The 26,411-nt window shown below is 36.8% G+C and carries 24 protein-coding genes; all 24 read left to right on the forward strand.

Features of this window, described 5'->3' with window-relative positions:
* Positions 1-87 precede the first annotated feature (87 nt).
* Entirely contained in the window at positions 88-405 is a 318-nt protein-coding gene (locus HMPREF0381_RS06665; protein WP_008751168.1) for a hypothetical protein, read from the forward strand.
* 86 nt (positions 406-491) lie between these two features.
* Positions 492-668 (forward strand): 30S ribosomal protein S21, encoded by a 177-nt coding sequence (gene rpsU, locus HMPREF0381_RS06670; protein ID WP_005539624.1) that lies wholly within the window; start codon positions 492-494, stop codon positions 666-668.
* 71 nt (positions 669-739) lie between these two features.
* Complete coding sequence (locus HMPREF0381_RS06675; RefSeq protein ID WP_040461239.1) at positions 740-1,732, forward strand: PhoH family protein; 993 nt, start codon at positions 740-742, stop codon at positions 1,730-1,732.
* Positions 1,733-1,788: 56 nt separating this feature from the next.
* Positions 1,789-2,283, forward strand: a complete 495-nt coding sequence (gene ybeY / locus HMPREF0381_RS06680) for an rRNA maturation RNase YbeY (protein WP_040461241.1) — start codon at positions 1,789-1,791, stop codon at positions 2,281-2,283.
* A complete protein-coding gene (locus HMPREF0381_RS06685) occupies positions 2,283-3,938 on the forward strand; it encodes a putative polysaccharide biosynthesis protein (RefSeq protein ID WP_008751171.1) in 1,656 nt (551 codons plus the stop codon). Before ybeY ends, HMPREF0381_RS06685 begins: the two co-directional genes overlap by 1 nt.
* Positions 3,935-5,146, forward strand: a complete 1,212-nt coding sequence (locus HMPREF0381_RS06690) for an aminoacetone oxidase family FAD-binding enzyme (RefSeq protein WP_008751172.1) — start codon at positions 3,935-3,937, stop codon at positions 5,144-5,146. The genes HMPREF0381_RS06685 and HMPREF0381_RS06690 overlap by 4 nt, the downstream gene beginning before the upstream one ends.
* Before the next feature lie 10 nt (positions 5,147-5,156).
* The gene (locus HMPREF0381_RS06695; protein ID WP_008751173.1) at positions 5,157-6,770 is read left to right on the forward strand and encodes an NAD(P)/FAD-dependent oxidoreductase; all 1,614 of its coding nucleotides are present in this window, start codon (positions 5,157-5,159) and stop codon (positions 6,768-6,770) included.
* 2 nt (positions 6,771-6,772) lie between these two features.
* Complete coding sequence (proB, locus tag HMPREF0381_RS06700; protein WP_040461243.1) at positions 6,773-7,606, forward strand: glutamate 5-kinase; 834 nt, start codon at positions 6,773-6,775, stop codon at positions 7,604-7,606.
* Positions 7,607-7,616: 10 nt separating this feature from the next.
* Positions 7,617-7,844 (forward strand): DUF896 domain-containing protein, encoded by a 228-nt coding sequence (locus HMPREF0381_RS06705; protein ID WP_008751175.1) that lies wholly within the window; start codon positions 7,617-7,619, stop codon positions 7,842-7,844.
* A gap of 4 nt (positions 7,845-7,848) precedes the next feature.
* Positions 7,849-8,409, forward strand: coding sequence for a 5-formyltetrahydrofolate cyclo-ligase (locus HMPREF0381_RS06710; RefSeq protein ID WP_034772570.1), 561 nt, complete (start codon positions 7,849-7,851; stop codon positions 8,407-8,409).
* 10 nt (positions 8,410-8,419) lie between these two features.
* Positions 8,420-9,847 (forward strand): tRNA (N6-isopentenyl adenosine(37)-C2)-methylthiotransferase MiaB, encoded by a 1,428-nt coding sequence (gene miaB / locus HMPREF0381_RS06715; RefSeq protein WP_040461245.1) that lies wholly within the window; start codon positions 8,420-8,422, stop codon positions 9,845-9,847.
* The gene (gene mutS, locus HMPREF0381_RS06720; RefSeq protein WP_008751178.1) at positions 9,848-12,490 is read left to right on the forward strand and encodes a DNA mismatch repair protein MutS; all 2,643 of its coding nucleotides are present in this window, start codon (positions 9,848-9,850) and stop codon (positions 12,488-12,490) included.
* 34 nt (positions 12,491-12,524) lie between these two features.
* Entirely contained in the window at positions 12,525-14,483 is a 1,959-nt protein-coding gene (gene mutL, locus HMPREF0381_RS06725; protein ID WP_008751179.1) for a DNA mismatch repair endonuclease MutL, read from the forward strand.
* Positions 14,480-15,457: a tRNA (adenosine(37)-N6)-dimethylallyltransferase MiaA gene (gene miaA, locus HMPREF0381_RS06730; RefSeq protein ID WP_008751180.1), complete on the forward strand. Its 978-nt coding sequence runs from the start codon at positions 14,480-14,482 to the stop codon at positions 15,455-15,457. The genes mutL and miaA overlap by 4 nt, the downstream gene beginning before the upstream one ends.
* Entirely contained in the window at positions 15,450-16,730 is a 1,281-nt protein-coding gene (locus HMPREF0381_RS06735) for a methionine gamma-lyase family protein (RefSeq protein ID WP_008751181.1), read from the forward strand. The genes miaA and HMPREF0381_RS06735 overlap by 8 nt, the downstream gene beginning before the upstream one ends.
* Positions 16,731-16,824: 94 nt before the next feature.
* Positions 16,825-17,514 (forward strand): RadC family protein, encoded by a 690-nt coding sequence (gene radC / locus HMPREF0381_RS06740; protein ID WP_034772550.1) that lies wholly within the window; start codon positions 16,825-16,827, stop codon positions 17,512-17,514.
* Positions 17,514-18,347 (forward strand): rod shape-determining protein MreC, encoded by an 834-nt coding sequence (mreC, locus tag HMPREF0381_RS06745; RefSeq protein ID WP_008751183.1) that lies wholly within the window; start codon positions 17,514-17,516, stop codon positions 18,345-18,347. The genes radC and mreC overlap by 1 nt, the downstream gene beginning before the upstream one ends.
* A complete protein-coding gene (gene mreD, locus HMPREF0381_RS06750; RefSeq protein WP_008751184.1) occupies positions 18,344-18,856 on the forward strand; it encodes a rod shape-determining protein MreD in 513 nt (170 codons plus the stop codon). Before mreC ends, mreD begins: the two co-directional genes overlap by 4 nt.
* The gene (locus tag HMPREF0381_RS06755) at positions 18,853-21,726 is read left to right on the forward strand and encodes a penicillin-binding transpeptidase domain-containing protein (protein WP_008751185.1); all 2,874 of its coding nucleotides are present in this window, start codon (positions 18,853-18,855) and stop codon (positions 21,724-21,726) included. The genes mreD and HMPREF0381_RS06755 overlap by 4 nt, the downstream gene beginning before the upstream one ends.
* Before the next feature lie 78 nt (positions 21,727-21,804).
* A complete protein-coding gene (locus HMPREF0381_RS06760) occupies positions 21,805-22,926 on the forward strand; it encodes an FtsW/RodA/SpoVE family cell cycle protein (RefSeq protein ID WP_008751186.1) in 1,122 nt (373 codons plus the stop codon).
* Positions 22,927-22,942: 16 nt separating this feature from the next.
* The gene (locus tag HMPREF0381_RS06765) at positions 22,943-23,338 is read left to right on the forward strand and encodes a methylglyoxal synthase (RefSeq protein WP_008751187.1); all 396 of its coding nucleotides are present in this window, start codon (positions 22,943-22,945) and stop codon (positions 23,336-23,338) included.
* 4 nt (positions 23,339-23,342) lie between these two features.
* Positions 23,343-24,323, forward strand: coding sequence for a D-alanyl-D-alanine carboxypeptidase family protein (locus HMPREF0381_RS06770; RefSeq protein WP_008751188.1), 981 nt, complete (start codon positions 23,343-23,345; stop codon positions 24,321-24,323).
* Positions 24,324-24,409: 86 nt separating this feature from the next.
* Complete coding sequence (locus HMPREF0381_RS06775) at positions 24,410-24,829, forward strand: hypothetical protein (protein ID WP_008751189.1); 420 nt, start codon at positions 24,410-24,412, stop codon at positions 24,827-24,829.
* 187 nt (positions 24,830-25,016) lie between these two features.
* On the forward strand, positions 25,017-26,408 hold the full coding sequence (locus HMPREF0381_RS06780) for an HlyD family efflux transporter periplasmic adaptor subunit (protein ID WP_040461247.1): 1,392 nt from the start codon (positions 25,017-25,019) through the stop codon (positions 26,406-26,408).
* The last annotated feature ends 3 nt before the right edge of the window (positions 26,409-26,411 follow it).

Below are 26,411 nucleotides of genomic sequence, written 5' to 3' on the forward strand. Positions count from 1 at the left end.
ATTCCATTTCTGTAGCTGTTATGATATTATATAGAAAGTGTTTTGTAGTGAAAATTTGGAATAATATAAAGACAGGAGATTATATACATGCAAGGCTTAAGAAGCAGTGAAGAAGAAGATTTTGAAAAGTTCTTTAGTATTGTAGAGGAAGAGGCAAAAAAACTTGGAGGTGTCTTTTTTTGTGATACTTTTGAGGGAAGAGATCTTGTATTAAATAATATGAAGGTTTGTGACCTTGGCGGATGGCTTGTACCGGCAAGTGATGTTGAGGATTTTGAGTCTATTTATGTGGCAGGTAAGGATGATGAACTTTGGGAGAATGATAAATGGTATGATATGTATATCTTTGTAAACTATTCTCTTGGTGATAATAATGAGTTGACTCTCAAATTTGATAAGAAATAGTAAAATAAAAATATTGACGAATCTGTACTTTATGGTATAATGATATAGATTTTGAATTTCACAACCGGAGGGAGGTTAGATCTTAGATGTCAAACGTGATTGTGAAAGAAAACGAGAGTCTTGACAGTGCGCTTAGAAGATTTAAAAGAAATTGTGCTAAGGCAGGCATTCAACAAGAAATTCGTAAGAGAGAGCATTACGAGAAGCCAAGCGTAAGACGCAAGAAAAAGTCTGAAGCAGCTAGAAAGCGTAAGTTTAATTAATTGCGTGTTTTCACAACCTCGGTCATTTGACCGGGGTTTTCTTTTTAAACAGATATTTTAAGGAGAAAATATTGAGCATTATTGAAAATATTATAGATATACCTATGGAACATGAAAGGAATGTCTGTGGTGAATTTGATATATATTTAAAAAAGATTGAGAGGACTCTTAAGGTCAGTATGATTGCCAGAGACGGCAGTATAAAGATAATAGGCCCTAAAACCTATGTGGATAAGGCAAAGTCCGTATTTAACAATCTTATTGAACTGTCAAAAAGAGGGAATCAGATAACAGAACAAAATATAGATTATGCACTTTCATTGTCATTTACAGCAGAAGACGATAAAATACTTGAAATAGATAAGGATGTTATAGCAAAAACTGTTTTGGGCAAGCCAATCAAGCCGAAGACCTTAGGACAAAAGCAATATGTAGACCTTATCAGAGGGAAAATGATAGTTTTCGGAGTAGGTCCTGCCGGCACAGGTAAGACATATCTGGCTATGGCAATGGCTATACAGGCTTTCAAAGAGGGCAGTGTAAACAGAATTATTCTTACAAGACCTGCTATTGAGGCGGGTGAAAAGCTTGGGTTTTTGCCGGGAGATTTGCAAAGTAAGATTGACCCGTATTTAAGACCGCTTTATGATGCACTTTATCAGATAATGGGTGCGGACAGTTTTCTGCACAATCAGGAAAAGGGACTTATAGAGGTGGCTCCGCTTGCGTATATGAGAGGCAGGACTCTTGATAATGCTTTTATAATACTTGATGAGGCACAGAATACCACTCCGGCACAGATGAAGATGTTTTTAACCAGAATAGGTTTCGGTTCAAAGGTAATAGTAACCGGAGATCAGAGCCAGAAAGATTTACCGCAGGGGCAGACTTCAGGACTTGACAGCGCACTTAAAATACTTAAGAATATTGATGATATAGGTATTTGTATGCTTACAAATAAGGATGTTGTGCGTCATCCGCTGGTACAAAAAATTGTAGAGGCATATGATATATATGAAAAGAAAAATATATCAAAGGATGACAGGAAAAGGTTTAGAAAATAGATATTTTATAAAATGAATGTAATATAGCTTAGGCTGATTATATAATGGTGAGGAGTATGACTGTAGAGATAAGCTATGAGTCTGAAAAAAGTCTTGATATACCGTATGAAGATATAATAAACAAAATGGTAGCGGCATCACTGGATTTTGAAAATTGTCCATATGAAGCGGAAGTATCTGTAACTATTGTGGATGATGAAGAAATAAGAAAGATAAACAGTGAATATAGAGGAATTGACAAGTCAACAGATGTATTGTCATTTCCCTTTAATGAATTTGAAAGCCCCGGAAACTTTGATGATATTGAAGAGAGTGTGGATGCTTTTAATCCTGAAAGCGGAGAGTTGCTTTTGGGTGATATAATACTTTCAACAGAGCATATAATTGAACAGGCAAGGGAATACGGACATAGTGAAACCAGAGAACTCGCATTTTTGGTTGTTCATTCCATGCTTCATTTGATGGGGTATGATCATATAGCGGATGAGGATAGAGTGATTATGGAAGACAGGCAAAGAAAAATTTTAGATCTTGAAGGGATTAGCAGATAATGCCGGGTAAAAATAAAAAGAGTGAATCTAATGATTTTTTGATTCAGGGAGCCATATTGGCAATTGCAGGGATTTTGGTCAGACTGATAGGACTTGCATACAGAGTTCCACTTCTTAGAATAATAGGAGCGGAGGGAATGGGCTACTATTCCACTGCATACAATCTATATGCAATAATCCTTTTACTTTCCTCGTATTCATTGCCTCTTGCGGTCAGTAAGATGGTTTCAGCCAGAATTGCAAAGAATGAATATAGGAATGCGAGCAAGATACTTAGAGCCGCTCTAATCTATGCGACTATTGTAGGCGGGATCGGATTTGGTATAATATTCTTCGGTGCGAATTTTTTTGCAAGCAGTCTATATCAAATTCCGCCGGCAAAGTATGCCTTAAAGAGCCTTGCACCTACTATCTGGATTATGGCGTATCTTGGAGTACTTCGCGGATATTTCCAGGGGCATTCAACTATGGTGCCTACCGCCCTCTCACAGATATTTGAACAGATAGTAAATGCGGTTGTATCTGTAGGTGCTGCATATTATTTGTGTGAAATGGCGGTTAGAGGTGCGAAGGGAGACGAAGTAAGAGCTGCTTTCGGTGCCGCCGGCGGAACTATAGGTACAGGTGCCGGAACTGTTATAGCTTTATTTGTTATGCTGATATGCTTTTGCTTTACTGCAAAGGACAGAATAAAAGAAATAAAAGGTGACAGATTATCAAAAAAAGAGAGCTTTTCCGTTATTACAAGAATACTTATACTTACTGTAATACCTGTAATAGCCTCCACAGCGATTTATAATATAAATTCGGTTTTGGACGGAATGGTATTTGGACAGAGTATGAAAGCTTTGGGATTGGAAGAGGAAACCTCGAAGCTTTACGGTATATATACAGGAGGATATCTGGTGCTTGTAAATGTGCCTGTAGCTATAGCAAATGCAATGTCATCATCGCTTATTCCGACTGTTTCAAAAAGTTTCAGCAGGGGTGACAAGGGGGATGTGAATTTAAAGATTTCAACGGTAATCAGATTTGCAACTATAGTAAGTTTCCCATGTGCTATAGGGCTTGCAGTTATTTCAATACCTGTGATGAAAATATTGTTTACAAATACCGAAGATGCTATGTTGGCATCATATTTAATGATCATAGGTTCAGGCATTGTGGTACTGTATTCCGTTTCAACGGTTACAAATGCTATCCTACAGGGAACAAATCTTATAAATAAGCCTGTTAAGAATGCATTTATCTCTTTGATAATACATTTTATAATATTGTATATATTATTATTTACACTTAAGCTCAATATAATAGGTCTGGTTTTCGGGAATATGGTATTTGCCCTGTCTATGTGTATTTTAAATGCAAGAAGTATAAGGAAAAATTTATATTATAAACAGGAGATTATAAAAACATTTTTGATGCCTTTTATCTGTGCAGGGGTCATGGGAATAATTGTATATATGGTATATTGTTATACATCTGTTAAAACAAACAGCAGACTTATGCAGACTGCAATACCTATTTTAGTGGGCGCACCTGTATATGCAATACTTTTAATCGTTACAAAAACTATAACAAAGAATGAAATATTGCAGATGCCGATGGGCAGAAGGATGGTTAATATTTTACAGAAAGTCAGGCTTTTGAAATGAAAGTTGGGATTATCGGCGGTGGAGCAGCAGGTATCATGTCTGCTCTATTTGCGTGTAAGGGAAAAAATGAAGTCACTGTTATAGAACATAATGACAAGCTTTTAAAGAAGATACTTTCAACCGGAAACGGTAAATGTAATTTTACAAACACCGAACTGAAAGCTGAAGATTTCCATAATAATTATAAGGTGATTGAATTTACAGACAGATTCAGTCAGTTTGATGCTGTAAAGTTTTTCAATAATATAGGAGTGGTAGAGTATATAAGAGACGGATATGTGTATCCGAATTCGGAACAGGCCACCTCTATCAGAAATGCACTTTTGATGGAACTTAACAGGTATGATGTGAATATACTTTTAAATACATATGTAAAGGATATAAAATTATTTAATAATATCTTTGAGTTGGATACCTGCAATACAGACAGAAAGTCATGTAAACTGTATTTTGATAAGCTGATAGTGGCTACAGGGCTTAAAGCGTCTCCAAAACTTGGCAGTGACGGTTCGTTTTTACCGGTACTTGATAAGCTTCATATAGAGTATAGAGTTCCTTTACCTGCACTTTGCGGTATTAAACTTGACAATAAAAAATTTTTCAAAATGACTTCAGGAGTCAGGGCAAAGGGTAAAATAGCTGTATATATTGATGATAAGAAAACAGCAGGTAACTTTGGAGAATTGCAGTTTGTCGACAGCGGTATCTCAGGGATACCGGCTTTTCAAGTGAGCAGATATGTCAGTATTGCACTGTATGAAAATAGAAGTGTAAATATAAGACTTGATATGTTTTCACATCTTGGGGATATAGAAAATCTGCTAAACAGTAGAAAAAATATATTATCCTTTGTAACAATGGGGGATTTAGGTAACGGTCTGATAAACTCTAAGCTCTGGCTTGGAATACTTGAAATTGCAAAAATAAGTCCGGAACTGAAAATAAAAAAGATTGATAACAAAAGTTTTGACAGACTGGTTTTAATTTGTAAGAATTTGAGCTTTACTGCAAAAGGTATCGGTGATTTTGATAAGTCACAGGTATGTACCGGAGGTATTCCTCTAAAAGATGTGGATGAAAATCTTATGTATAAGGATATAAAGAATCTGTACTTTGCAGGTGAAATACTTGATGTTGACGGAATATGCGGAGGTTATAACCTGCAATGGGCATGGACATCAGGGTATATAGCAGGAAACGGATTATAAGGGTGATAATATGTTACATATAAATTCTTTGCAACTTGATGTACATCATGATGAAATTGATTTGAAGAAAAAAACGGCAAAGATTATCGGTTGCAATATAAATGAAATAAAAAATATAGAAATAAGAAAAAGGTCTATAGATGCCAGAAAAAAGCCGAAAATTTTTTATTCATATTCTATAGATGTAAGTCTTGTCAATGAAGATAAGTATTTGAAAAGAAATAAGAGCTTAAGCCTTGCAAAGCCTGTGATATATGCCTATAAGAATACTAAAAATCTTAGTGTAAAGGATAGTAAAAGACCGCTTGTGGTAGGCTTCGGTCCGGCAGGTATATTTGCAGCACTGTTACTGGCTAAAAACGGTTTAAGACCTATAGTGGTAGAGCGTGGTGAATGTGTAGAGGAAAGAAAAGAAAGTGTAAACAGATTTTGGAATAAAGGTAAGCTGAATACAGAGTCAAATGTCTCATTCGGTGAAGGCGGTGCAGGTACATTTTCAGACGGCAAACTGAATACTTTGGTAAAGGATACATTTGGCAGAAACAAATTTGTATTGGAAACTTTGGTAGAACACGGTGCTCCAAAAGAGATACTATATGACAACAAACCGCATATAGGAACCGACCTTTTGACCGGAATAGTCAAATCTATCAGAGAAGAGATAATAAAACTTGGCGGTGAAGTCAGATTTGATACCAAACTTATAGATATAGAAGATATAAATAAATCAAGTAAACAGGTAAAGATATTAAATACAAAAACCAATCAGACAGAAAAAATTGTTTGTGAAGATATAATCCTTGCGCTCGGTCACAGTGCAAGAGATACCTTTAAGCTTTTAAAAGAGCTGGGTATATATATGGAACCTAAAGCTTTTGCACTTGGAATCAGAGTTTCACATTCACAGTATTTGATAGATGTTTCACAGTACGGAGAAAATGAAGCAAAATTTTTATCTCCGGCATCATATAAACTTACATTCAGGTCAAGTTATGGCAGAGGTGTGTACTCATTTTGCATGTGTCCCGGAGGCTTTATAGTGAATGCTTCTACAGAAGATAACAGAACAGCTGTCAACGGTATGAGTTATCATAATAGAGACTCGGGTGAGGCTGATTCGGCCATAATAGTAAGTGTATCTGAAGAAGACTTTGATAAATACGGTGACAAGGACGACCCTTTAAAGGGAATAGAGTTTCAAAGGCGACTTGAAGAGAAGGCATATAAGATGGGAGAGGGCAAGGTGCCTGTGCAAAGACTGGTAGATTTTTTGAACGGTGTAGAAAGCACAGACTTTGAAACTACAGGCCTTAAGATAAAGGGAGCTACAAAGATATCAAGAGTTGATAAGCTTTTTCCTAAAGAAATATATGAGAGTATAAAAGAGGCTTTTAAGGATTTTGACAGAAAGATAAAAGGCTTTATAAATGAGGATGCCTATGTAGCGGCCATAGAGTCAAGGACTTCTTCGCCGGTAAGAATAAGCAGAAATGAGTTGCTAAAGTCAAATATTGCAGGAATATATCCTTGTGGTGAGGGTGCAGGATATGCAGGCGGTATAATGAGTGCGGCTATGGACGGGTTGAAAGTGGCGGAAAAAATTATTGAAAGTTGCAAGGAGTAATGATGGATATAAGAGTAAAGGTTAGAGATGCCGAAAGGATTGTTATAAAGATCGGCTCTTCAAGTATTACACATAGTGAGACAGGAGAGTTAAATCTTTCAAAGATAGAAAAACTTATAAGACAGATAGCTGATTTGAAGGGAGCCGGCAAGGAAGTAATGTTGGTTTCATCAGGTGCTATTTCAACAGGCAGACATGCACTTGGAATTAAAGAAAAGCCGTCTACTCTTTGTGAGAAGCAGGCACTTGCCGCAATCGGTCAGGCAAGACTTATTATGGAGTACAGGAAGCTTTTTTCAGAGTACAGTATCAGAATAGCACAGATTTTGATGACAAAGACTACCATAACAGATGATAATTACCGTGAAAATGCAAAGGCCACTTTTACACAGCTTTTGGATTACGGTGCAGTACCGATAGTAAATGAAAATGACACTATTTCAACATATGAGATACAGTTTGGTGATAATGACAGATTGTCAGCTTTGGTAAGTACTTTGACGGAAGCGGATCTTCTTATACTCTTATCTGATATTGACGGACTCTATACTGATGACCCGAATACAAACAAGGATGCAAAGTTTGTAGACTATGTGGATGATGTGGACAAATATATGAGCATGGGCAAGTCCACTTCAAAGTCGGACTTTGGAACTGGAGGTATGTATACAAAGCTTTTGGCGGCACAGATTGCAACCAATTCAGGAACCGATATGGTAATTGCAAGTGCTGAAGATATGAGTATAATAGAAAATATTGCAAGAGGTGAAAAAATAGGAACATATTTCCCGGCTAAACAAAATAAGGATTTTGATTGGTTAAATTATCTGGAATAAGAGGTGTAAGATGGATAATATAAAGATTGACAGAATAAATACATTGGCACATAAACAAAAAAGTGTGGGACTTAGCGAAGAAGAAAAGAAGGAACAGGCAGCGCTTAGAAAAGAGTATTTGGAGGCTGTGAAAGAAAACCTAAGAGCAAGCCTTAATAATGTATCAATAAAGGAGGCTGACGGCAGTATTACAGATCTTGGCAAGAAGTTTGGAAATAAAGATGATAAAAATGACTAAAAAAATGACTAAAAAAGAAGCCAGAGAACTTTTATTGAAAAAAAGAAACTCACTGACAAAAAAGGAGGTGAAATCGGCAAGTGAAAGTATAATAAAAGATATAGATATTATTATAAGAGAGTCAAAAAACATATTGATTCTCGGATTTATGCCGATTGGAAATGAGATAGATTTAAGGCCGCTGTTTGATAGAATTTTAAGCGGATATTACAGTGAAAATTATAATATAGATGCAGTTTTGGGACTTCCAAGAGTCTGTGGCGGTGATATGAAGTTTTTTAGAGTCCGTTCACTTGACAATCTTGAGAGGTCGAAGTTTGGAATATTGGAGCCTAAGTCTGACAGTGAAGAAATCATTCCGACAGGTGCGAAGGTTTTGGTTCCGCTTATCGGAGTAAATAAGAATAATCAAAGACTTGGTTTTGGTGCCGGATACTATGACAGATACTTTGGAATACATAAAGATAACATGCTTATAGGACCGGCGTATGATTTTCAGACCTGTATAGATTTTGAAGCAAATGAATATGATATTGTGATAAATCATGTTTTGGTGGCAAGATAGAAAGAGGATTATGGAGAGTTTAATACCGACTGATGAACCTTTAAGACAGGAATATTTTATGTCTGAGGTCAATGATATAATACACACAGGGGCGATAGACAGGGGGAAATATCCAACTTATAAGGTTGTAACCTTCGGATGCCAGATGAATGCCAGAGATTCCGAAAAGCTTTCAGGAATACTTAGCGGAATCGGTTATACAGAGGCGAAAAGTGAAGAGGATGCCGACCTTGTACTGTTTAATACTTGTACTGTCAGAGAAAATGCAAATGACAGACTCTATGGCAGAGTGGGACAGTTAAAAAAAAGCAAAGAGAAAAATCCTGATATGATTATAGGTATATGCGGGTGTATGATGCAGGAAGCGGAGGAAGTGGAAAAGATAAAAAAATCCTACAGGCATGTGGATCTGGTCTTTGGAACTCACAATATCTATAAACTTGCGGAAATACTTTTTGATCATCTGAAGACTAAAAAACAGATAGTGGATGTGATGGAAAGTGCCGATATGATTGTGGAAAAGCTTCCAAATAAGAGACAGTATGCTTTCAAATCAGGTGTCAACATTACTTTTGGATGTAATAACTTTTGCAGCTATTGTATTGTGCCGTATGTAAGAGGCAAAGAGAGATCAAGAAAGCCTGAGGAAATAACAGATGAGATAAAAGGCTTAGTGGCTGACGGAGTAAAGGAAGTTATGCTGCTCGGTCAGAATGTAAACTCCTACGGTAAAGGACTTGATGAAAAGACAAACTTTGCAATGCTCTTGGATGAGGTTGCAAAGATTGACGGACTTGAGAGATTAAGATTTATGACACCTCATCCTAAAGATCTTTCAGATGAAGTTATAGAAGTTATGAAAAATAATAAAAAGATATGCAAACATCTGCATCTGCCTTTGCAGTCGGGAAGCTCTGCGATTTTGAAAAAGATGAACAGAGTCTATACCAAGGAGAGTTATCTTGATTTGGTAAAAAGAATCAAGGCGGCTATTCCTGATATTTCACTTACAACCGATATTATCGTCGGCTTTCCCGGCGAAACCGAAGAAGATTTCCTTGACACCTTGGATGTGGTAAAGCAAGTCAGATATGACTCCGCATTCACATTTATATATTCAAAGCGTTCCGGAACACCTGCCGCAAAGATGGAAGAGCAGATAGATCCTGATATAATCAAGGACAGATTTGACAGACTTTTAAAGACTGTTCAGGATATAGCGGCAGAGAACACAAAGAAAAATGAGGGAAAATGTATGCCTGTTTTGGTAGAAAACAATGATGAACATCTTGAAGGATATCTTACCGGAAAACTTGAAAACAACTTAACAGTACACTTTAAGGGTGGGAAAAGACTGATAGGTGAAATAGTTGATGTCGTTTTAGATGAGGCAAAGGGTTTTTACTATATGGGACATATACAGACAAGTGAGGAATAAATGGCACTATCTCCAATGATGTCAAAATATCTGGAGACTAAGAACGAGTATCCGGATTGTATACTTTTTTATCGCCTGGGCGATTTTTATGAGATGTTTTTTGATGATGCGACTATGGTGGCAAAGGAGCTTGAGCTTACTCTTACAGGAAAGGACTGCGGATTAAAGGAGAGAGCCCCTATGTGCGGAGTTCCGTATCATGCGGCGGAAACCTATATAAACAGACTTGTGCAAAACGGTCACAAGGTAGCTATAGCGGAGCAGATGGAGGACCCCAAGCTTGCAAAAGGACTTGTAAAAAGAGAGGTTGTAAGGATTGTTACTCCCGGTACTATAACAAGCAGCGGAGTACTTGCAGATGATAAGAACAATTATATCATTTCAATATTTTATATTGATGAGAGATTCGGGCTGAGTATCTGTGATATATCTACAGGTGATTTCTTTGTTACGGAGCTTATTACAAGCAGAGAACTCTTTGATGAGATACAAAAGTATCAGCCTACAGAGATTATATGTAATCATGCTTTTGAAATCAGCGGTATTTCATTAGAGGAGTTAAAGAAAAAATATAATATAACAATAACTCCGCTTGATAATTCATATTTCGGTGAAAAAAGCGGGATTGATATATTAAAGAAACATTTCAAAGTATCAAGTGTGGAGGCGCTGGGACTCTCGGAGTTTACTTATGCAACCATTGCTTCAGGTGCTATGTTAAGATACCTCTATGAAATGCAAAAAAGCTCATGTGCACAGATAGTGAGTATATCCGCCTATAAAAACGGTGATTATATGATAGTGGATACAAGCTCAAGAAGAAATCTTGAACTTGTAGAGACCATGAGAGAAAAAAAGAAAAACGGCTCTTTGCTTGGTGTACTTGATAAGACAAGTACTGCAATGGGTGCAAGAATGCTTAGAAGTTTTTTGGAACAACCGCTTATAAACAGAGAGAGAATACTTAACAGACAGGAGGCTGTAGCGGAGCTTTTTGAAAGATATATAGACAGAGAGGAGTTAAGAGAGTATCTGAGTCCCGTCTATGACCTTGAAAGACTGATGGCAAGGGTTGTAACAAAGAATGCAAATACAAGAGATCTTTTATCACTTTCAGCTTCTATGAAGATGATCGCTCCTATAAAGGAGGTTTTAAATAACTGTACATCAGGTGAGATAGTAAAGATAAATGAAGGCTTAGACAGACTTGAGGATATTATAGACATTATAGACAGAGCTGTAAATGAGGACAGTCCGCTTTCACTGAAAGAAGGCAATATCATAAAGACAGGTTATAATGTCGAGATTGACAAGCTCAGGCAGGCAAAGACCGAGGGCAAGAACTGGCTGGCTTCGCTTGAGGCGGATGAAAAGGAAAAGACAGGTATTAAAAACCTTAAGATAAAGTACAATAAAGTTTTCGGATACTATTTTGAGGTAACCAATTCATTTAAAGACATGGTACCTGATTACTTTGTGAGAAAGCAGACACTTACAAATGCTGAAAGATATACTACAGATAAGTTAAAGGAGCTTGAAAATATAATATTGGGTGCCGAGGACAAACTGAATAACCTTGAGTATGAAGTATTTACAGAGGTCAGAGATACTGTTGCAGACAATGTAAACAGAATACAGTCAAGTGCCAAATCACTTGCCTATATTGATGCTATATGTTCACTTGCCACTGTTGCCTACAACAATAATTATACCAGACCGCAGATAAATACAAACGGAGTCATCGACATAAAGGACGGCAGGCATCCGGTGGTTGAAAGCATGCTTGGTGACGATTCATTTATAGCAAATGATACATATCTTGATCAGAATAAAAAAAGGATGTCTATAATCACAGGACCCAATATGGCAGGTAAGTCAACATATATGAGGCAGACCGCTCTTATATGTATGATGGCTCAGATAGGAAGCTTTGTACCGGCAAGTCAGGCAAGTCTATGTGTATGTGACAGGATATTTACAAGAGTGGGGGCTTCAGATGATCTTGCAAGCGGTCAATCCACATTTATGGTGGAGATGACTGAGGTGGCAAATATTCTAAGAAACGCTACAAGAAATTCACTTGTGATATTAGATGAGATCGGAAGAGGTACATCAACCTTTGACGGGCTTGCTATTGCTTGGGCGGTGGTGGAACATATATCAAATATAAAACTGATAGGTGCAAAAACTCTTTTTGCGACACATTACCATGAACTGTCAGAGCTTGAGGGAACACTTCCCGGAGTGAACAACTACTGTATCTTGGTCAAGGAAAGGGGAGATAATATAGTATTCCTAAGAAAGATAGTAACAGGCGGTGCAGATAAGAGTTATGGTATACAGGTGGCTAAACTGGCAGGAGTACCTGAGAGTGTGACTGAAAGGGCAAAAGAGCTTATAGAAGAGCTTTCAGGTGCAGATATTGCCACAAGGGCAAGAGAGATTGCCGAGGCTGCCGTTTCAAAGAGGAAGCCTGTGAAAAGACCTGATGAGGTTGAGTCGGGTCAGCTTTCTTTATTTGATGCGGTGAACAATGATTCAATTATAGAAGAAATATCAAAAATAGATATCACTTCTATGACTCCTATGGATGCATTAAATACATTGTATGCCTTACAGAATAAGATAAAGAACAGGATATAAATATTTTTGAATTCGGTTTGTCAAAAGGAGACTTATGATAAATATACTTGATAAGAATACTGTTGATAAGATTGCCGCCGGTGAGGTGGTGGAGCGACCTGCCTCAATAGTCAAAGAAATTTTGGAAAATTCAATAGATGCGGGAAGTTCTTTGATTACAGTGGAAATAAAAAACGGCGGAACAGATCTTATCAGAATTACAGACAACGGGTGTGGAATAGCTGCAAGTGAGGTAAAGAAAGCATTTTTAAGGCATGCAACCTCAAAGATAATCAGTGATAAGGATCTTATCTCTATAAAGAGTCTTGGATTTCGAGGCGAGGCACTCTCAAGTATTGCAGCTGTTTCAAGATGTGAGATGATCACCAAGACCAAAGATGAACTTACAGGAGTCAGGTACTGCATAGAAGGCGGTACTGAGGTGGAATATGAAGAGATTGGTGCGCCGGACGGTACAAGTATAATTATCAGGGATATTTTTTATAATACTCCTGCAAGAAGAAAATTTCTAAAGTCGGCATCTACAGAGGGCGCACATATCAGTGAATTGGTAGAAAAGCTTGCTATGTCAAATACAAATATTGCATTTAAGTTTATTTCAAACGGCCAAATCAAATTGCAGACAAACGGAAGCGGCAATCTTAAGGACATAGTCTATCAACTCTATGGAAAAGAAATTTCAAAAGCACTTTGTAATGTAGACTATAAAAAAGACGGAATAAAGATAAGCGGTGTGGTTGCAAGACCTGAGGTTACAAGGAGTTCAAGAAATCTTGAAAATATCTTTGTAAACGGAAGGTATATAAAGGACAATATAATCTCAAAAGCTATAGAAGACGGCTTTGGCGACAGACTGATGCAACATCAGTATCCGTTTTGTGCATTGAAATTTGAACTTGACGGAGTGGATGTGAATGTTCATCCAAGAAAGATGGAAGTCAGATTTTCCGATAGAAATTTTGTATATGACAATACAAAGGAAGCTGTAGAAGAGATTTTTACGGCACAGAGTGCGATAAGGGAAGTGCCTATAGGCAAGAGTTCCAATGAAAAAAAGATATTTGTAAGTACTCCTGAGCCTTTTGAAAATAAAAGAAGGGATTTGACAGGAGAATTTCAAAATACCTTTAAGGATAAAAAAACATATAAGTCTTCGGATGATGAGATAAATTGGACTGTTCCAAAGGAAAATATGTACAATCCAAGAGATGATATGTCACTGATAAAAGATGAAAAATCAAACAGTATGTACCTTGATATAAATGATTTTAATATTTTGAATACGGATATCAGTGACACAAAATCAGATACTTCTGTAAGTACAGATAATGCTGTTTGTAATAAGAATTTTGAGGTCGGCAATGTTTCAAATAATATAAAGCCTTCACAACTTTCATTTTTTGACAGTGAGTCAAAAAAGTATATGAAAGTGGTCGGTCAGGTTTTTGACACATACTGGATTGTACAGCTTGAAAAAGAATTGTATATTATAGATCAGCATGCTGCACATGAAAAGGTGATGTATGAGAGATTATTGAAAGAAAGCAAAGAAAACAGGCTTTCTTCTCAGATGATCAATCCTCCCGTTATAGTGACATTAACAGACATAGAGCAAAATGTTTTGAAGGATCATATGGATGAGTTTAGAAAAATCGGTTTTGATATTGAAGAATTTGGAGGAAAAGAATATAAAATAAATTCGATTCCGAATATTTTTCCGTCCATACCTAAGGCTGAACTCTTTAATGAGATGCTTTCAGACAGCACAAATTATGATATTATATCACCTTCAGAACTGATACTTGCAAAAGTGGCATCTATGGCCTGTAAGGCGGCTATTAAGGGAAATATGAGGATTTCTTTATTAGAGGCAAATGAACTTTTTGATGAGCTTTTGTCACTTGACAATCCTTATAATTGTCCACATGGCAGACCGACTGTAATAAAAATGACTAAGCAGGAGATTGAAAAGAAGTTCAAAAGGATAGTATGATAAAGGATAAATTGATAATCTTAGCCGGTCCTACCGCATCCGGAAAGACCGCGGTATCCGTTGATTTGGCAAAAAGAATCGGCGGTGAGATAATAAGTGCGGACTCCATGCAGATATATAGGGGTATGGATATAGGAACTGCAAAGATAACTGCTGATGAAATGCAGGGGGTTAAACATTATTTAATAAATGTATCGGATCCGAAAGAAGATTTTAATATCGTAAAGTTCCAAAATATGGTAAAATGTTCCATAGAGGAAATCAAAAAGAACGGTCATATACCTATATTGGTAGGAGGAACCGGATTCTATATACAATCTATTATTTACGATATCAATTTTGATAAGGAAGACGACAACGGCAGTATCAGAAAAGTGCTTGAAGAAGAATATGACAAGATGGGTGCCGACTTTATGTATGAAAAACTAAAAAAAATAGACAGTATTTCGGCAGAGAATATCCACAAAAACAATAAAAAAAGAATAATAAGGGCAATAGAATATTTTTTAATAAATAATGCTTTAATATCTGAACATAATGAGTTACAGAGAAAAAAAACTTCACCCTATGACTTCAGATTCTTTGTATTAAATCCGAAAAGAGATATACTCTATGACAGGATAAATAAAAGAGTTGATAAAATGGTTGAGAAGGGACTTGTAGATGAAGTGAAAAGTCTGATTGAAAGCGGGCTTTCAATTGACAATATTTCTATGCAGGGTATAGGATATAAGGAGATAGTTGAATATCTTGAAGGTAATATTCCTTTAGATAAAGCTGTAGAGAATATAAAACAAAATACAAGACATATGGCAAAGAGACAGGTTACATGGTTTAAGAGAGAAAGGGATGTAATATATATTGATCCTTTTGAGTTTGAAAATAATGAAAAAATAGTTGACTATATGGTTGAAAAAATCGGTATAAAAAATAATTACGGGAAAATCGTTATGGAAAGAAAAGATAATGAATGATTTGAATAATATATATGAGAACTTCACAATTTCAAAAAAGGTTTTGGAACTTTCAGATAAGGTGTTAAAATCTTTGGAAAGCAGGTTCCTTGAGATTGATAAGAATGCAGAGTACAATCAAATGAAGGTTTTGGCCGCGATGCAAAAACATAAAGTAAGTGATATACACTTTGCCGCTACTACCGGATATGGGTACAATGATTTGGGCAGAGATGTATTGGAGGATGTATATGCCGACACTTTCAGAGGAGAGTCGGCACTGGTCAGACCGCAGTTGGTCAGCGGTACTCATGCACTTCATATAGCACTGTCCGGGAATTTAAGACCGGGAGATGAACTTCTTTCGCCGGTCGGAAAGCCATATGATACCTTGGAGGAGGTTATCGGAATAAGAGAGTCAAGGGGATCACTAAAAGAGTATGGTATAAGTTATGCACAGGTTGATTTACTTTCAGACGGTTCATTTGACTATGAGGGTATAAAAAATGCCATAAATGAGAGAACAAAGCTGGTTACAATACAAAGGTCAAAGGGATATGCTACCAGAAAGACATTGTCGGTAGAACAGATAGGCGAACTGATCAAGTTTGTAAAATCAATAAATCCGAAAATAATATGTATGGTGGATAACTGTTATGGTGAGTTTGTACAGAGAATAGAGCCTCTTGAGGTGGGTGCGGATATGATAGTCGGATCACTTATAAAGAATGCCGGAGGCGGACTGGCTCCCATAGGCGGATATATTGCAGGTACTAAGGAATGTGTGGACAATGCTTCATTCAGACTTTCAGCTCCGGGACTCGGAAAGGAGATTGGCGCAAGCCTTGGTATCAATCAGAGTCTGTTTCAGGGATTTTTCCTTGCACCTACAGTAGTGGCAGGAGCCCTAAAGGGTGCAATATTTGCGGCAAATCTTTATGAGAGTCTTGGATTTGACTGCCATCCGGATGCTGATGAGCCAAGATTTGATATTATTCAAGAGATTACATTAAGAAATCCGAAGGCATTATGTGCATTTTGTGAGGGTATACAGGCGGCAGCTCCCGTAGATTCCTTTGTAAAGCCTGAACCATGGGCAATGCCCGGATATGACAGTGATGTAATTATGGCGGCAGGAGCTTTTGTAGGCGGTTCTTCCATTGAGCTTAGTGCCGACGGACCTATGAAGGAGCCTTATTCCGTATTTTTCCAGGGCGGACTTACATGGTATCATGCAAAACTTGGAATAATGTTATCATTACAGAAGATATATGATGCTGGATTGCTACAATAATATTCATTTTTAATATTCATTTTTTAATTTTACAATCATATATTTTGTGATAAAATATGAATGCCTTTCATGCTTGGAGAGCGGAAAGGAATTTATGGGGAAAATAAAAGAATTGCCGCTTGAACAAAGACCGTATGACAGAGCGGTCGAGTATGGTGTGGAGTCGCTGACAGATGTTGAACTTTTAGCAGTACTGCTTAGAACAGGTACAAAAGATGTAAATGTTGTAAATCTTGCCTACAAGATACTTGAGGGCAATGGTGAAGGCTTCGGAATAAACAGTATCTTTCACCATAATATGGACAGGTTGCTTTCTATAAAGGGTATCGGAAAAGTCAAGGCGGTGCAGATACTTGCACTGGGAGAGTTTTGTAAGAGAGCATGGGAGAGAAAAAATATTAAAAATCGCATCTCTTTCGGTTCACCTGATGTGGTGGCAAACTACTACAAGGAAAGTATCAGACATTTGGAGGTGGAGGAACTTAGGATTGTCTTTTTGGATACCAGGCAAAGACCTATCTCGGATATGGTAATTTCGGTTGGAACTGTGAACTCATCTTTAGTTTCTGTTAGAGAAATTTTAATAGAGAGTTTAAAACATTTGGCAGTGAATGTGATATTATTACATAATCATCCAAGTGGCGACCCGTCACCAAGCAAGGCGGATATAGATATAACAAAGAATATAAATAATGCACTTAATAGCATCGGTATAGAACTTATTGACCACATAGTCATAGGTGATAATTGCTATTACAGCTTTAAGGAACAGGGGATTATTTGATGGAATCTAGGAACAAATTTGTACTGTTGGTTTTGAGTATAATCAGTATTATTCTTATAGGAATAACTTCATTCAATGATTCTATTATTTCACCTTTGAGACAGGCGGTAGGTATTGTCCTGCTGCCTGTACAGTCAGGTGTGAATACAGCCGGTAGGGCAATATATGACAGTATAGAAGAACAAAGAAAGATACATAGTGCAATTACTGAAAATATTGAGCTTAATAAAAAAATAGATGAACTTACACAGGAAAATACCAGACTTATGGCGGACAGCGGTGAGCTTGCCAGACTTAGAGAGTTATATAAGCTTGATGAGAGTTATTCCGACTATACCAAAGTAGGTGCCAGGGTTGTAGCAAAAGACAGTACAAAGTGGTTCTCTACATTTACAATAGATAAGGGCAGTGATGACGGAATAGCGGTAGATATGAATGTTATAGGATACGGCGGACTGATAGGTATAGTGACCGATGTCGGAAAAAATTATGCTACAGTACGCTCCATTATAGATGATATTTCAAGAGTAAGTGCAATGTCTTTAAGAACAGGTTCACTTTGCAGGGTGGACGGCAATCTGGAACAATACAATGAAGGCAGGCTGATTTTAAAGGATGTTAAGTCAGATGCGGATGTAAATGAGGGCGATATGATAGTTACATCCAATGTGTCTACAAAGTATTTGCCGAATATCTTAATAGGCTATGCCAGAGATTTGAAAGATGACTCTTCAAGATTGACAAAGAGCGGATACTTAATACCTGTAGTAAACTTTGACAATATATCCGAAGTGTTAGTTATAACAAAGCTTAAGGAAGTGAGTGACCAATGAGAAGAATAATCGTAAATATAGCTTTTATTATATTTGCATTTGCACTTCAAATATGTATTTTTCCGTTCATACCTTTTTTATATGCGTCGCCAAACCTGCTTATAATACTGACATTCACATATGGGTTCAGCCTTGGTGTGGAAGAGGGTATGATATATGGTTTGATCTGTGGAATTTTGATGGATTTGTATGTTGCCGGACCGTTCGGTTTCTTTACCTTTTTGTTTTTATGGATTGGGTTTATAAATGGCAAACTTTCAACATACTTCTATGAGGAATATATAGTTTTGCCTGTGGCAGTGTGTACGGTAAGTGAAGTTATGTACAATGTATTTATCTACATTTTTAAGTTTATGATAAGAGATAAATTTAATATTGTATTTTATCTGGAAAATATTATAATACCTGAGGTAGTAATAACACTTATATTCACCTTAATACTATACAGATTTTTATTATGGTACAATAAAAAACTCAGGGTATTGGACAGTAGAGGGATAAATCGGTGATAAGGGATTTAAAAGATTTTTTTGGAGAATTTTTTGAAAAGATAAAATCCTCCAGACTATTTATACTTGGTGTAATATATATAATTATGATATTTGTCCTTGGCTCAAAGCTTTTTACAATGCAGATGGTAAACGGTAAAGAGGCACAGGAGAAGTATGTGCAAAAGATAAAGAAAACAGTTACCACTACAGGTGCCAGAGGTAATATATATGATAGAAACGGCAATCTTTTGGCGTATAATAAATTGTCATATACAGTTACCATAACGGATGTCGGCTACTACAAAAAGCCGAATGACAAAAACAATATGTACTATCGTCTGGTACAGATTCTAAGAAAACATGATCAGAAGATAGGCGGAGATTTTTTGGTGGAGGTTGATGACAACGGAGAGTTTTATTATACAACCAAGTCGGATTCTGCCAGACTGAGATTTATTGCGGATATGTATGGATTAAAGTCAACCGATGAGTTGGATGATAAGGCGGGGAAGTATCCTTCAAATATCACGGCACAGGAGATGGTTGACAAAAAAGCAAAGACATATGGACTTGATAAGATGAAGGATGAAGCCGGTAATCTTATGCAGTTGACAAATCAAGATAAGCTTGACCTTATAAATGTCAGATATGAAATGGGTAAGAAACTTTATAGAAGATTTGAACCGACTGTAATAGCAAGTAATGTCACAGAAGAAACTAAGGTAGATATCATGGAAAATGCCGCATCACTGATTGGAGTAGATGTGGAAAATGATACTTACAGAGTCTACAATGATGCCGTATATTTTTCAGATATTATAGGATACACCGGGAAGATGCCGGATGATAAACTTGATGAGTTGTTAAAAGAAAGACCGGATTATACACTTAATGATATAGTCGGTCGAACCGGTATAGAAGAGAGCCTGGACAGTACCTTGCAAGGTTCCAAGGGTTCCAAGACTATGATAGTGGACAATGTAGGTCGTATTATGCAGACGATAAGTGAAGTCGAATCTTCAGCAGGTAATGATGTATATCTTACTATCGATAAGAATTTGCAGATAGCGACATATCGTCTGATAGAGCAGCAACTTGCAGGAATACTTTCAAGTAAGATTGTAAATGAGGACAATCCAAACGGTGAGGGAACGGACTCAACACGAAGACGTATACCTGTAAAAGATGCGTATTATCAGCTTATCGGCAATAATGTACTGGATATAACGAGATTTTCAAAGGAAGGTGCTTCCGCTATAGAGCAAGGTCTTAATGCAAAACTTAATGCTCAAAAAGAAAATGTCATAGTATCAATAAACAATGAGTTGACATCAGGTGCACCTACCGTGATGAATGCTCTGCCTGAGGATACAAAGGAATATATGAATTATATTCATACGGCACTTTCTAAAAAGAATATTATAAAGAATGACAATATAGATACTAAGTCCGAGGTTTATCAGGCGTGGAAGAATGAGACAACCACTCTGAGAGATTATCTTTTTATCGGAATATCAAGCGGATATATTGAGACATCCATATTCTCAGATGATACAACTTATTCAAGTGCGGAAGAGATATACAGTAAACTTGTAGAGTATATTGTAAATATGTTAAAGGATGATCCGGAGTTTGATAAACTGCTTTACAAGTATTTGATCAAAAATAATGTTGTAACAGGTAGGGAGCTTTGCCTTGCACTGTTTGATCAGGGAATCCTTAATATGGATGAAAATGCATATAATCTGTTGATGACAGGGAATGAAGGCTTTGCCTTTAGTTTTTTTGTTGACAAGATATCAAGGATAGAGATAACACCGGCACAGCTGGCACTTGACCCATGTTCGGCAGGGGCAGTGGTCACAGATGTCAACACCGGAGAGGTGAGAGCGCTTGTTTCATATCCCGGTTATGATAACAACAGACTTGCAAACTCAATGGATGTGGCATACTTTAATAAATTACTTGTAGATGAGAGTTTGCCGTTATATAATAATGCAACTCAGACCAAGAAGGCTCCGGGTTCCACCTTTAAGCCTATTACAGCTATAGCCGGTCTTGAAGAGCATGTTATAACACCTAATGATACGATAGTATGTACCGGTATATATGATACTATCAATCCTGCAATAAAATGCTGGGTATACCCGGGAAGTCATGGAAGTGAAAACGTGGTAAAGGCTATACAGGATTCATGTAATGTTTATTTTGCAGAGACGGGACATAGACTTTCTACAGATGAAAACGGAGTATATTCTTCAGAACTTGGTATAGAAAGGCTTAGAAAGTATGCTTCAATGTTTGGACTTGACCGCAAGTCAGGTATTGAGATAGAGGAAAATGAACCGCAGATTTCAGATATCAACCCTGAGCAGTCATCACTTGGACAGGGTAATCACTCATTTGCCAATATACAACTTGCAAGGTATGTTTCAACTATCGCAAATCAAGGTACAGTGTTTGAACTGAGCCTTTTGGACAAGGTATGTGACCAGTATGGAAATGTAGTAAAGGATTACACTCCGGAGTCAAAGGCTCATGTAGATATAAGTCCTGATACATGGGCAAATGTAAAGGCCGGTATGAACAGGGTTATAAAAGAAGGATCCGCCAGAAGGGTATTTACAGATCTGAATATAAATATTGCAGGAAAGACAGGTACTGCACAGGAGTCAAAAACAAGAGCCAACCATGCATTCTTCATTTCCTTTGCACCTTTTGAAAGTCCGGAGATAGCGGTTACCGTAAATATACCTTACGGATATTCATCTACAAATGCGGCAGTTATCGCAAAGAATATTTACAAATACTATTATAATCAAATTAGTTTAGACTATATTTTGAATAATAGTGCACTTGATGTAAGTGAGGTCAGAATTGGCGACTGATTTCTGTAGAGGAAAGAACAATTTTCAAAAAACACTGGATTTTTTTACTAAATTCGTGTAGAATTTGGAGAGTAGAGAATGTTAGACGCTTATAAACTTAGATATTATCCATTTAGACTATTATTTTATATTTTGGTACTGAATGTTATAGGAGTATTGGCTATTTATAGTGCTACAGGTGGAGACAAAAGTATGGTAGCTAAACAAATTTTCGGTATTGTACTTGGACTTGTGGTGGTGGTATTAATCTCCTTTATACATTATAGAAGTATAACGGATCTGATGTGGATTATATATGGAATATGTATTGTCTTATTGCTTTCGGTATTACTGTTCGGTTATTCACCGGAGGGTGCCGGAGCTGTAAGATGGATTAAAGTACCGGTGATTGGACAGTCGCAGCCTTCTGAGATTGTCAAAATAGGCATGATTGTATGTGTTTCCGCTTTTTTGGGCAAGCATCAAGAAGACGTTGACAGAATTTCTTTCTTACTTGTATTTGCAGTGATTGCCGCCATACCATGTATTTTAATACTTAAGGAACCTGACTTATCAACTACTGTAGTGGTATTTATTATGGTACTCAGTATGTTATTTATATCAGGTATCAGCTACAAATGGGTTCTTGGCAGTCTTGCATTTGTTATACCGTCAGCAGCATTATTCATATTTTTGCTGCTCAGTAATTCGGTACCTTTCTTAAGAGGGTATCAGGCAAACAGAATACTTGGATGGATATATCCGAATAAGTATGCAGACATAAATGTACAGCAAGACAACTCTATTATGGCTATTTCATCAGGTCAGTTGATGGGAAAGGGACTAAATAACAATACTTTTGCTTCAGTAAAAAACGGCAACTTTGTGTCTCAGGATCAGACAGACTTTATATTTGCCATTATTGGAGAAGAACTTGGATTTGTGGGCAGTATGGTGGTAGTAGTGCTTTTTGCACTTATAGTTATTGAATGTTTTCGCCTTGCCTCTAAGGCTAAAGATTTAGAGGGAAAGTTGATTTGTGTAGGCTTTGCGGCTTTAGTAGGTTTTCAAAGCTTCACAAATATATCAGTTGCAACAGGACTGTTTCCTAACACGGGATTGCCGCTTCCTTTTATCAGCTATGGGGTGAGTTCGCTTTTAAGCTTATATCTGGGTGTAGGTTTGGTTGCAAGTGTGGCTGTAAGACAGGGTAAGAACTAGAAATTTGGAGGTAAAGATGAATATAGGTTTGATCGCACATGATGCTAAAAAGAAGCTCATGCAGAATTTTTGTATCGCATACAGGGGTATTTTATCAAAACACAATTTGTCGGCAACAGGAACAACAGGAAGATTGGTAGAAGAGGTTACCAACTTAAATATACATAGATTTTTGGCAGGTCATTTAGGTGGAGAGCAGCAACTTGGTGCTCAAATAGAGAATAATGATATAGATTTGGTTATTTTTTTAAGGGATCCGCTTACAAGAAAAAATCATGAGCCTGATGCCGATAAGGTTATGAGACTTTGTGATATGCACAATATACCGCTTGCAACCAATCTTGCAACTGCGGAACTTCTTATAATGGCACTTGACAGAGGCGACTTTGAGTTTAGAGAGGCTTACAGATAATCTCATGTCGGATTATATAAAAAGAGGGAAAAAACCGGTCGGCAGATTATATCTCCTTATTCCTGTTATGATAGTGATTGCTCTGATTTTGGGCGGTACATATTACTGTCGGTTTATGATGACGGAATATGACTTTGCGACGAGACTGTCAAGTCTGGATATAGATATACAGATAGCGCCGATAGCTAAGAATCTGGCATTGCCAAGTGATGATGAGGTCAATGCAGATGATATATCTGCACAGGCTGCTATAATAGTAAAAGATGACGGCAGTCTCTTAGCTTCAAAGGCCGCTACAAAAAAAATGTATCCTGCCAGCACTACAAAGGTTATGACGGCACTTCTTGCATTAAAGTACAGCAATCTTTCAGATGAAGTAGTAGTGCCTGATGAGAGTGTGATAGATGAGGCAGGTGCCAGTCTTGCAGGTATACATCCCGGTGATAAGCTTACACTTGATGAACTTTTATATGGACTTATGTTACCTTCAGGAAATGATGCCGCCAATGCAATCGCTGTACATATAGGCGGAAGCGTGGAAAGCTTTGTAAAAATGATGAATGAAGAGGCTAAAAGGATAGGTGCTGTAGATACAAATTTTGTAAATGCAAACGGTCTTTCAGATGACAATCATTATACAACCGCATATGACCTGTATTTGATTTTAAATGAGGCTATGAAAGACTCCAGATTTGTAAATTATGCCGGAGCCGCTTCATACAGTGTAACATATACGGCTGCGGACGGAAGTCAGATTACAAAGAACTGGAAAAATGGAAATAAATATATAACAGGTCAGGAAGTGATTCCAAAAGGCGTGAGTGTAGAGGCGGGTAAGACCGGAACCACATTTGCGGCAGGAAGCTGTCTTGTACTTGCCGGTAAAAATGCTGATGGGAACAGATATATTTCAGTAGTTTTAAAGGCACAGAACAGAGCAGGTCTCTATGACAATATGTCTAAACTTCTTTTGAAAATTGATTAATAGCATTGCACTATTCCTATTAATATTTTATAATATCATTATAATGATTTATACTTGATAACATTAATTTTAAGGAGGGCATTACCATGGTTTCTATTATTGCAGGAGAAAAGGGTAAGGGGAAAACAAAAATTTTACTTGAAAAGGCTAATGAGGCTGTTTCAAAGGCAAACGGTTCGGTTATTTATCTTGATAAGAGTTCAAAACATATGTATGAACTGAACAACAGGATAAGACTTGTTAATGTCAGTGAATTTCCTATAATATCGGCAGACGGATTTATAGGATTTCTATCAGGTCTCATTTCATCAGACCATGATATCGAGGCTGTATTTTTAGACAGTTTTTTAAAACTTGCGGTTCTTGAAGGAGTCGATATCACTTCAACTATCGACCGTATAGAGACATTGGGTGAGAAGTATGGCATCACATTTGTTTTAAGCGTTTCAATGGATGCATCTGATTTGCCTGAAAATGCAAAAAAGAATGTTACTGTAGCATTATAAAGATGAAAATACCATATGATTTCAGACTTAGTATATACAGAGATTATTTGATTTAAATATATGATGGCAGGTTTCATTTTAGAGCCTGTCATTTTAAAATCAATTGAAAAATTCATCTTTGTGAAGTATAATGTGTAAGCTTGCGTTTGTGTAGGCATGAGTCTATTTGCATTTTAAGGAGAATAAATTGGCTGAATCAAAAAAAATTATTCCCTATAAAAAGAGAAGAGATTTGAATGTGGGTATAATAATCTTTCTGGTAATTTCATTATATATATTTGTCAATGTTGTGAGAGGTTATACAAAGAGGCAGGTAAGATATTATGAAATAGTGGAAGGAAGTATGTCGGAAGATAAAACTCACACAGGACTTATACTTAGAGATGAAAGTGTTCAGGCAGCACCTTCAACAGGTTATATAAACACCTATATGAGGGACGGAAAGAGAGCATATGTGGGAGGCAGGGTATATTCACTGGATGCAACAGGAGATTTGAAAAAATTGATTGAAGCATCTGCAGGTAAAGATGACAGTATATCGGACGCTAATGTCGGCGAGATAAAGAAAAAATTATCTAATTTTACAGCAAACTATTCCGATTCAAATTTTGAATATGTTTACAGTACGAAATATCTGTTGGATAATGCGGCCGGTGAGTATTCAAATATTGTAAATATAGAAAATATTGATGCTATTTCAAATGAAAACGGCTTAAACTTAGATATAGTTACTTCACCCGGTTCAGGAGAAATATCATATGCAATAGATGATATTGCAGAGAAGAAAGAAGAAGATTTGACTAAGGCTGATTTTGATTCTACCAATCATCCTGTAAACTATATAAAAAATGAACAATTAGTAGAAACCGATACAAAAGTTTATAGAATTGTAAACAGTGAGGCTTGGAGCATATACTTTGAATTTGATAAAGGTGAAGAAGAGCTGTATGCGGAAAAGAAAGCACTGACTGTAAAATTCAAATCAAACGGCTTGGAACTTACCGGAGACTATTCTGTTATAGATACAAAGGACGGTTATCGTTTGGGAAAGCTGACATTTGATAAGTATATGGTTCAATTTATTGCAAACAGATATGCCGACTTTGATATAGAGTCATCTTCTGTGAGCGGCTTGAAAATACCGGTTAAGTCTGTTATTGAAAAAGACTTTTTTACTATACCTATAGAGTTTATTTCAAAAGGAGGTGATGGAGTCAGTGACGGATTTTATAAATCTGTAGATAAAGACGGTGTCAGTTCTACCGTATTTGTGCCTGCCGATATAGTGAAGATAACCGATACAAACTGTTATATCAGTGCTGAAGGTAAGGATATAGTATCAGGAGATAAGCTGATAAAACCTGATTCAAATGAAACCTATGAGATTTCAAACAAGGAAAAACTGTTAGGAGTATATAATATAAACAAGGGGTATACTGTATTTAAAACTATTGATATATTGAGTTCAAACAAAGAGTTCTATATAATAGATAAAGGAACGAAGTATGGCTTAAAGGTATACGATCATATTTTACTTAATCCTGAAAGTTTTAAAGAAGGGGATTTTATTTATCAATAGGAG

Source organism: Lachnoanaerobaculum saburreum DSM 3986 (assembly GCF_000185385.1).
GTDB lineage: Bacteria > Bacillota > Clostridia > Lachnospirales > Lachnospiraceae > Lachnoanaerobaculum > Lachnoanaerobaculum saburreum.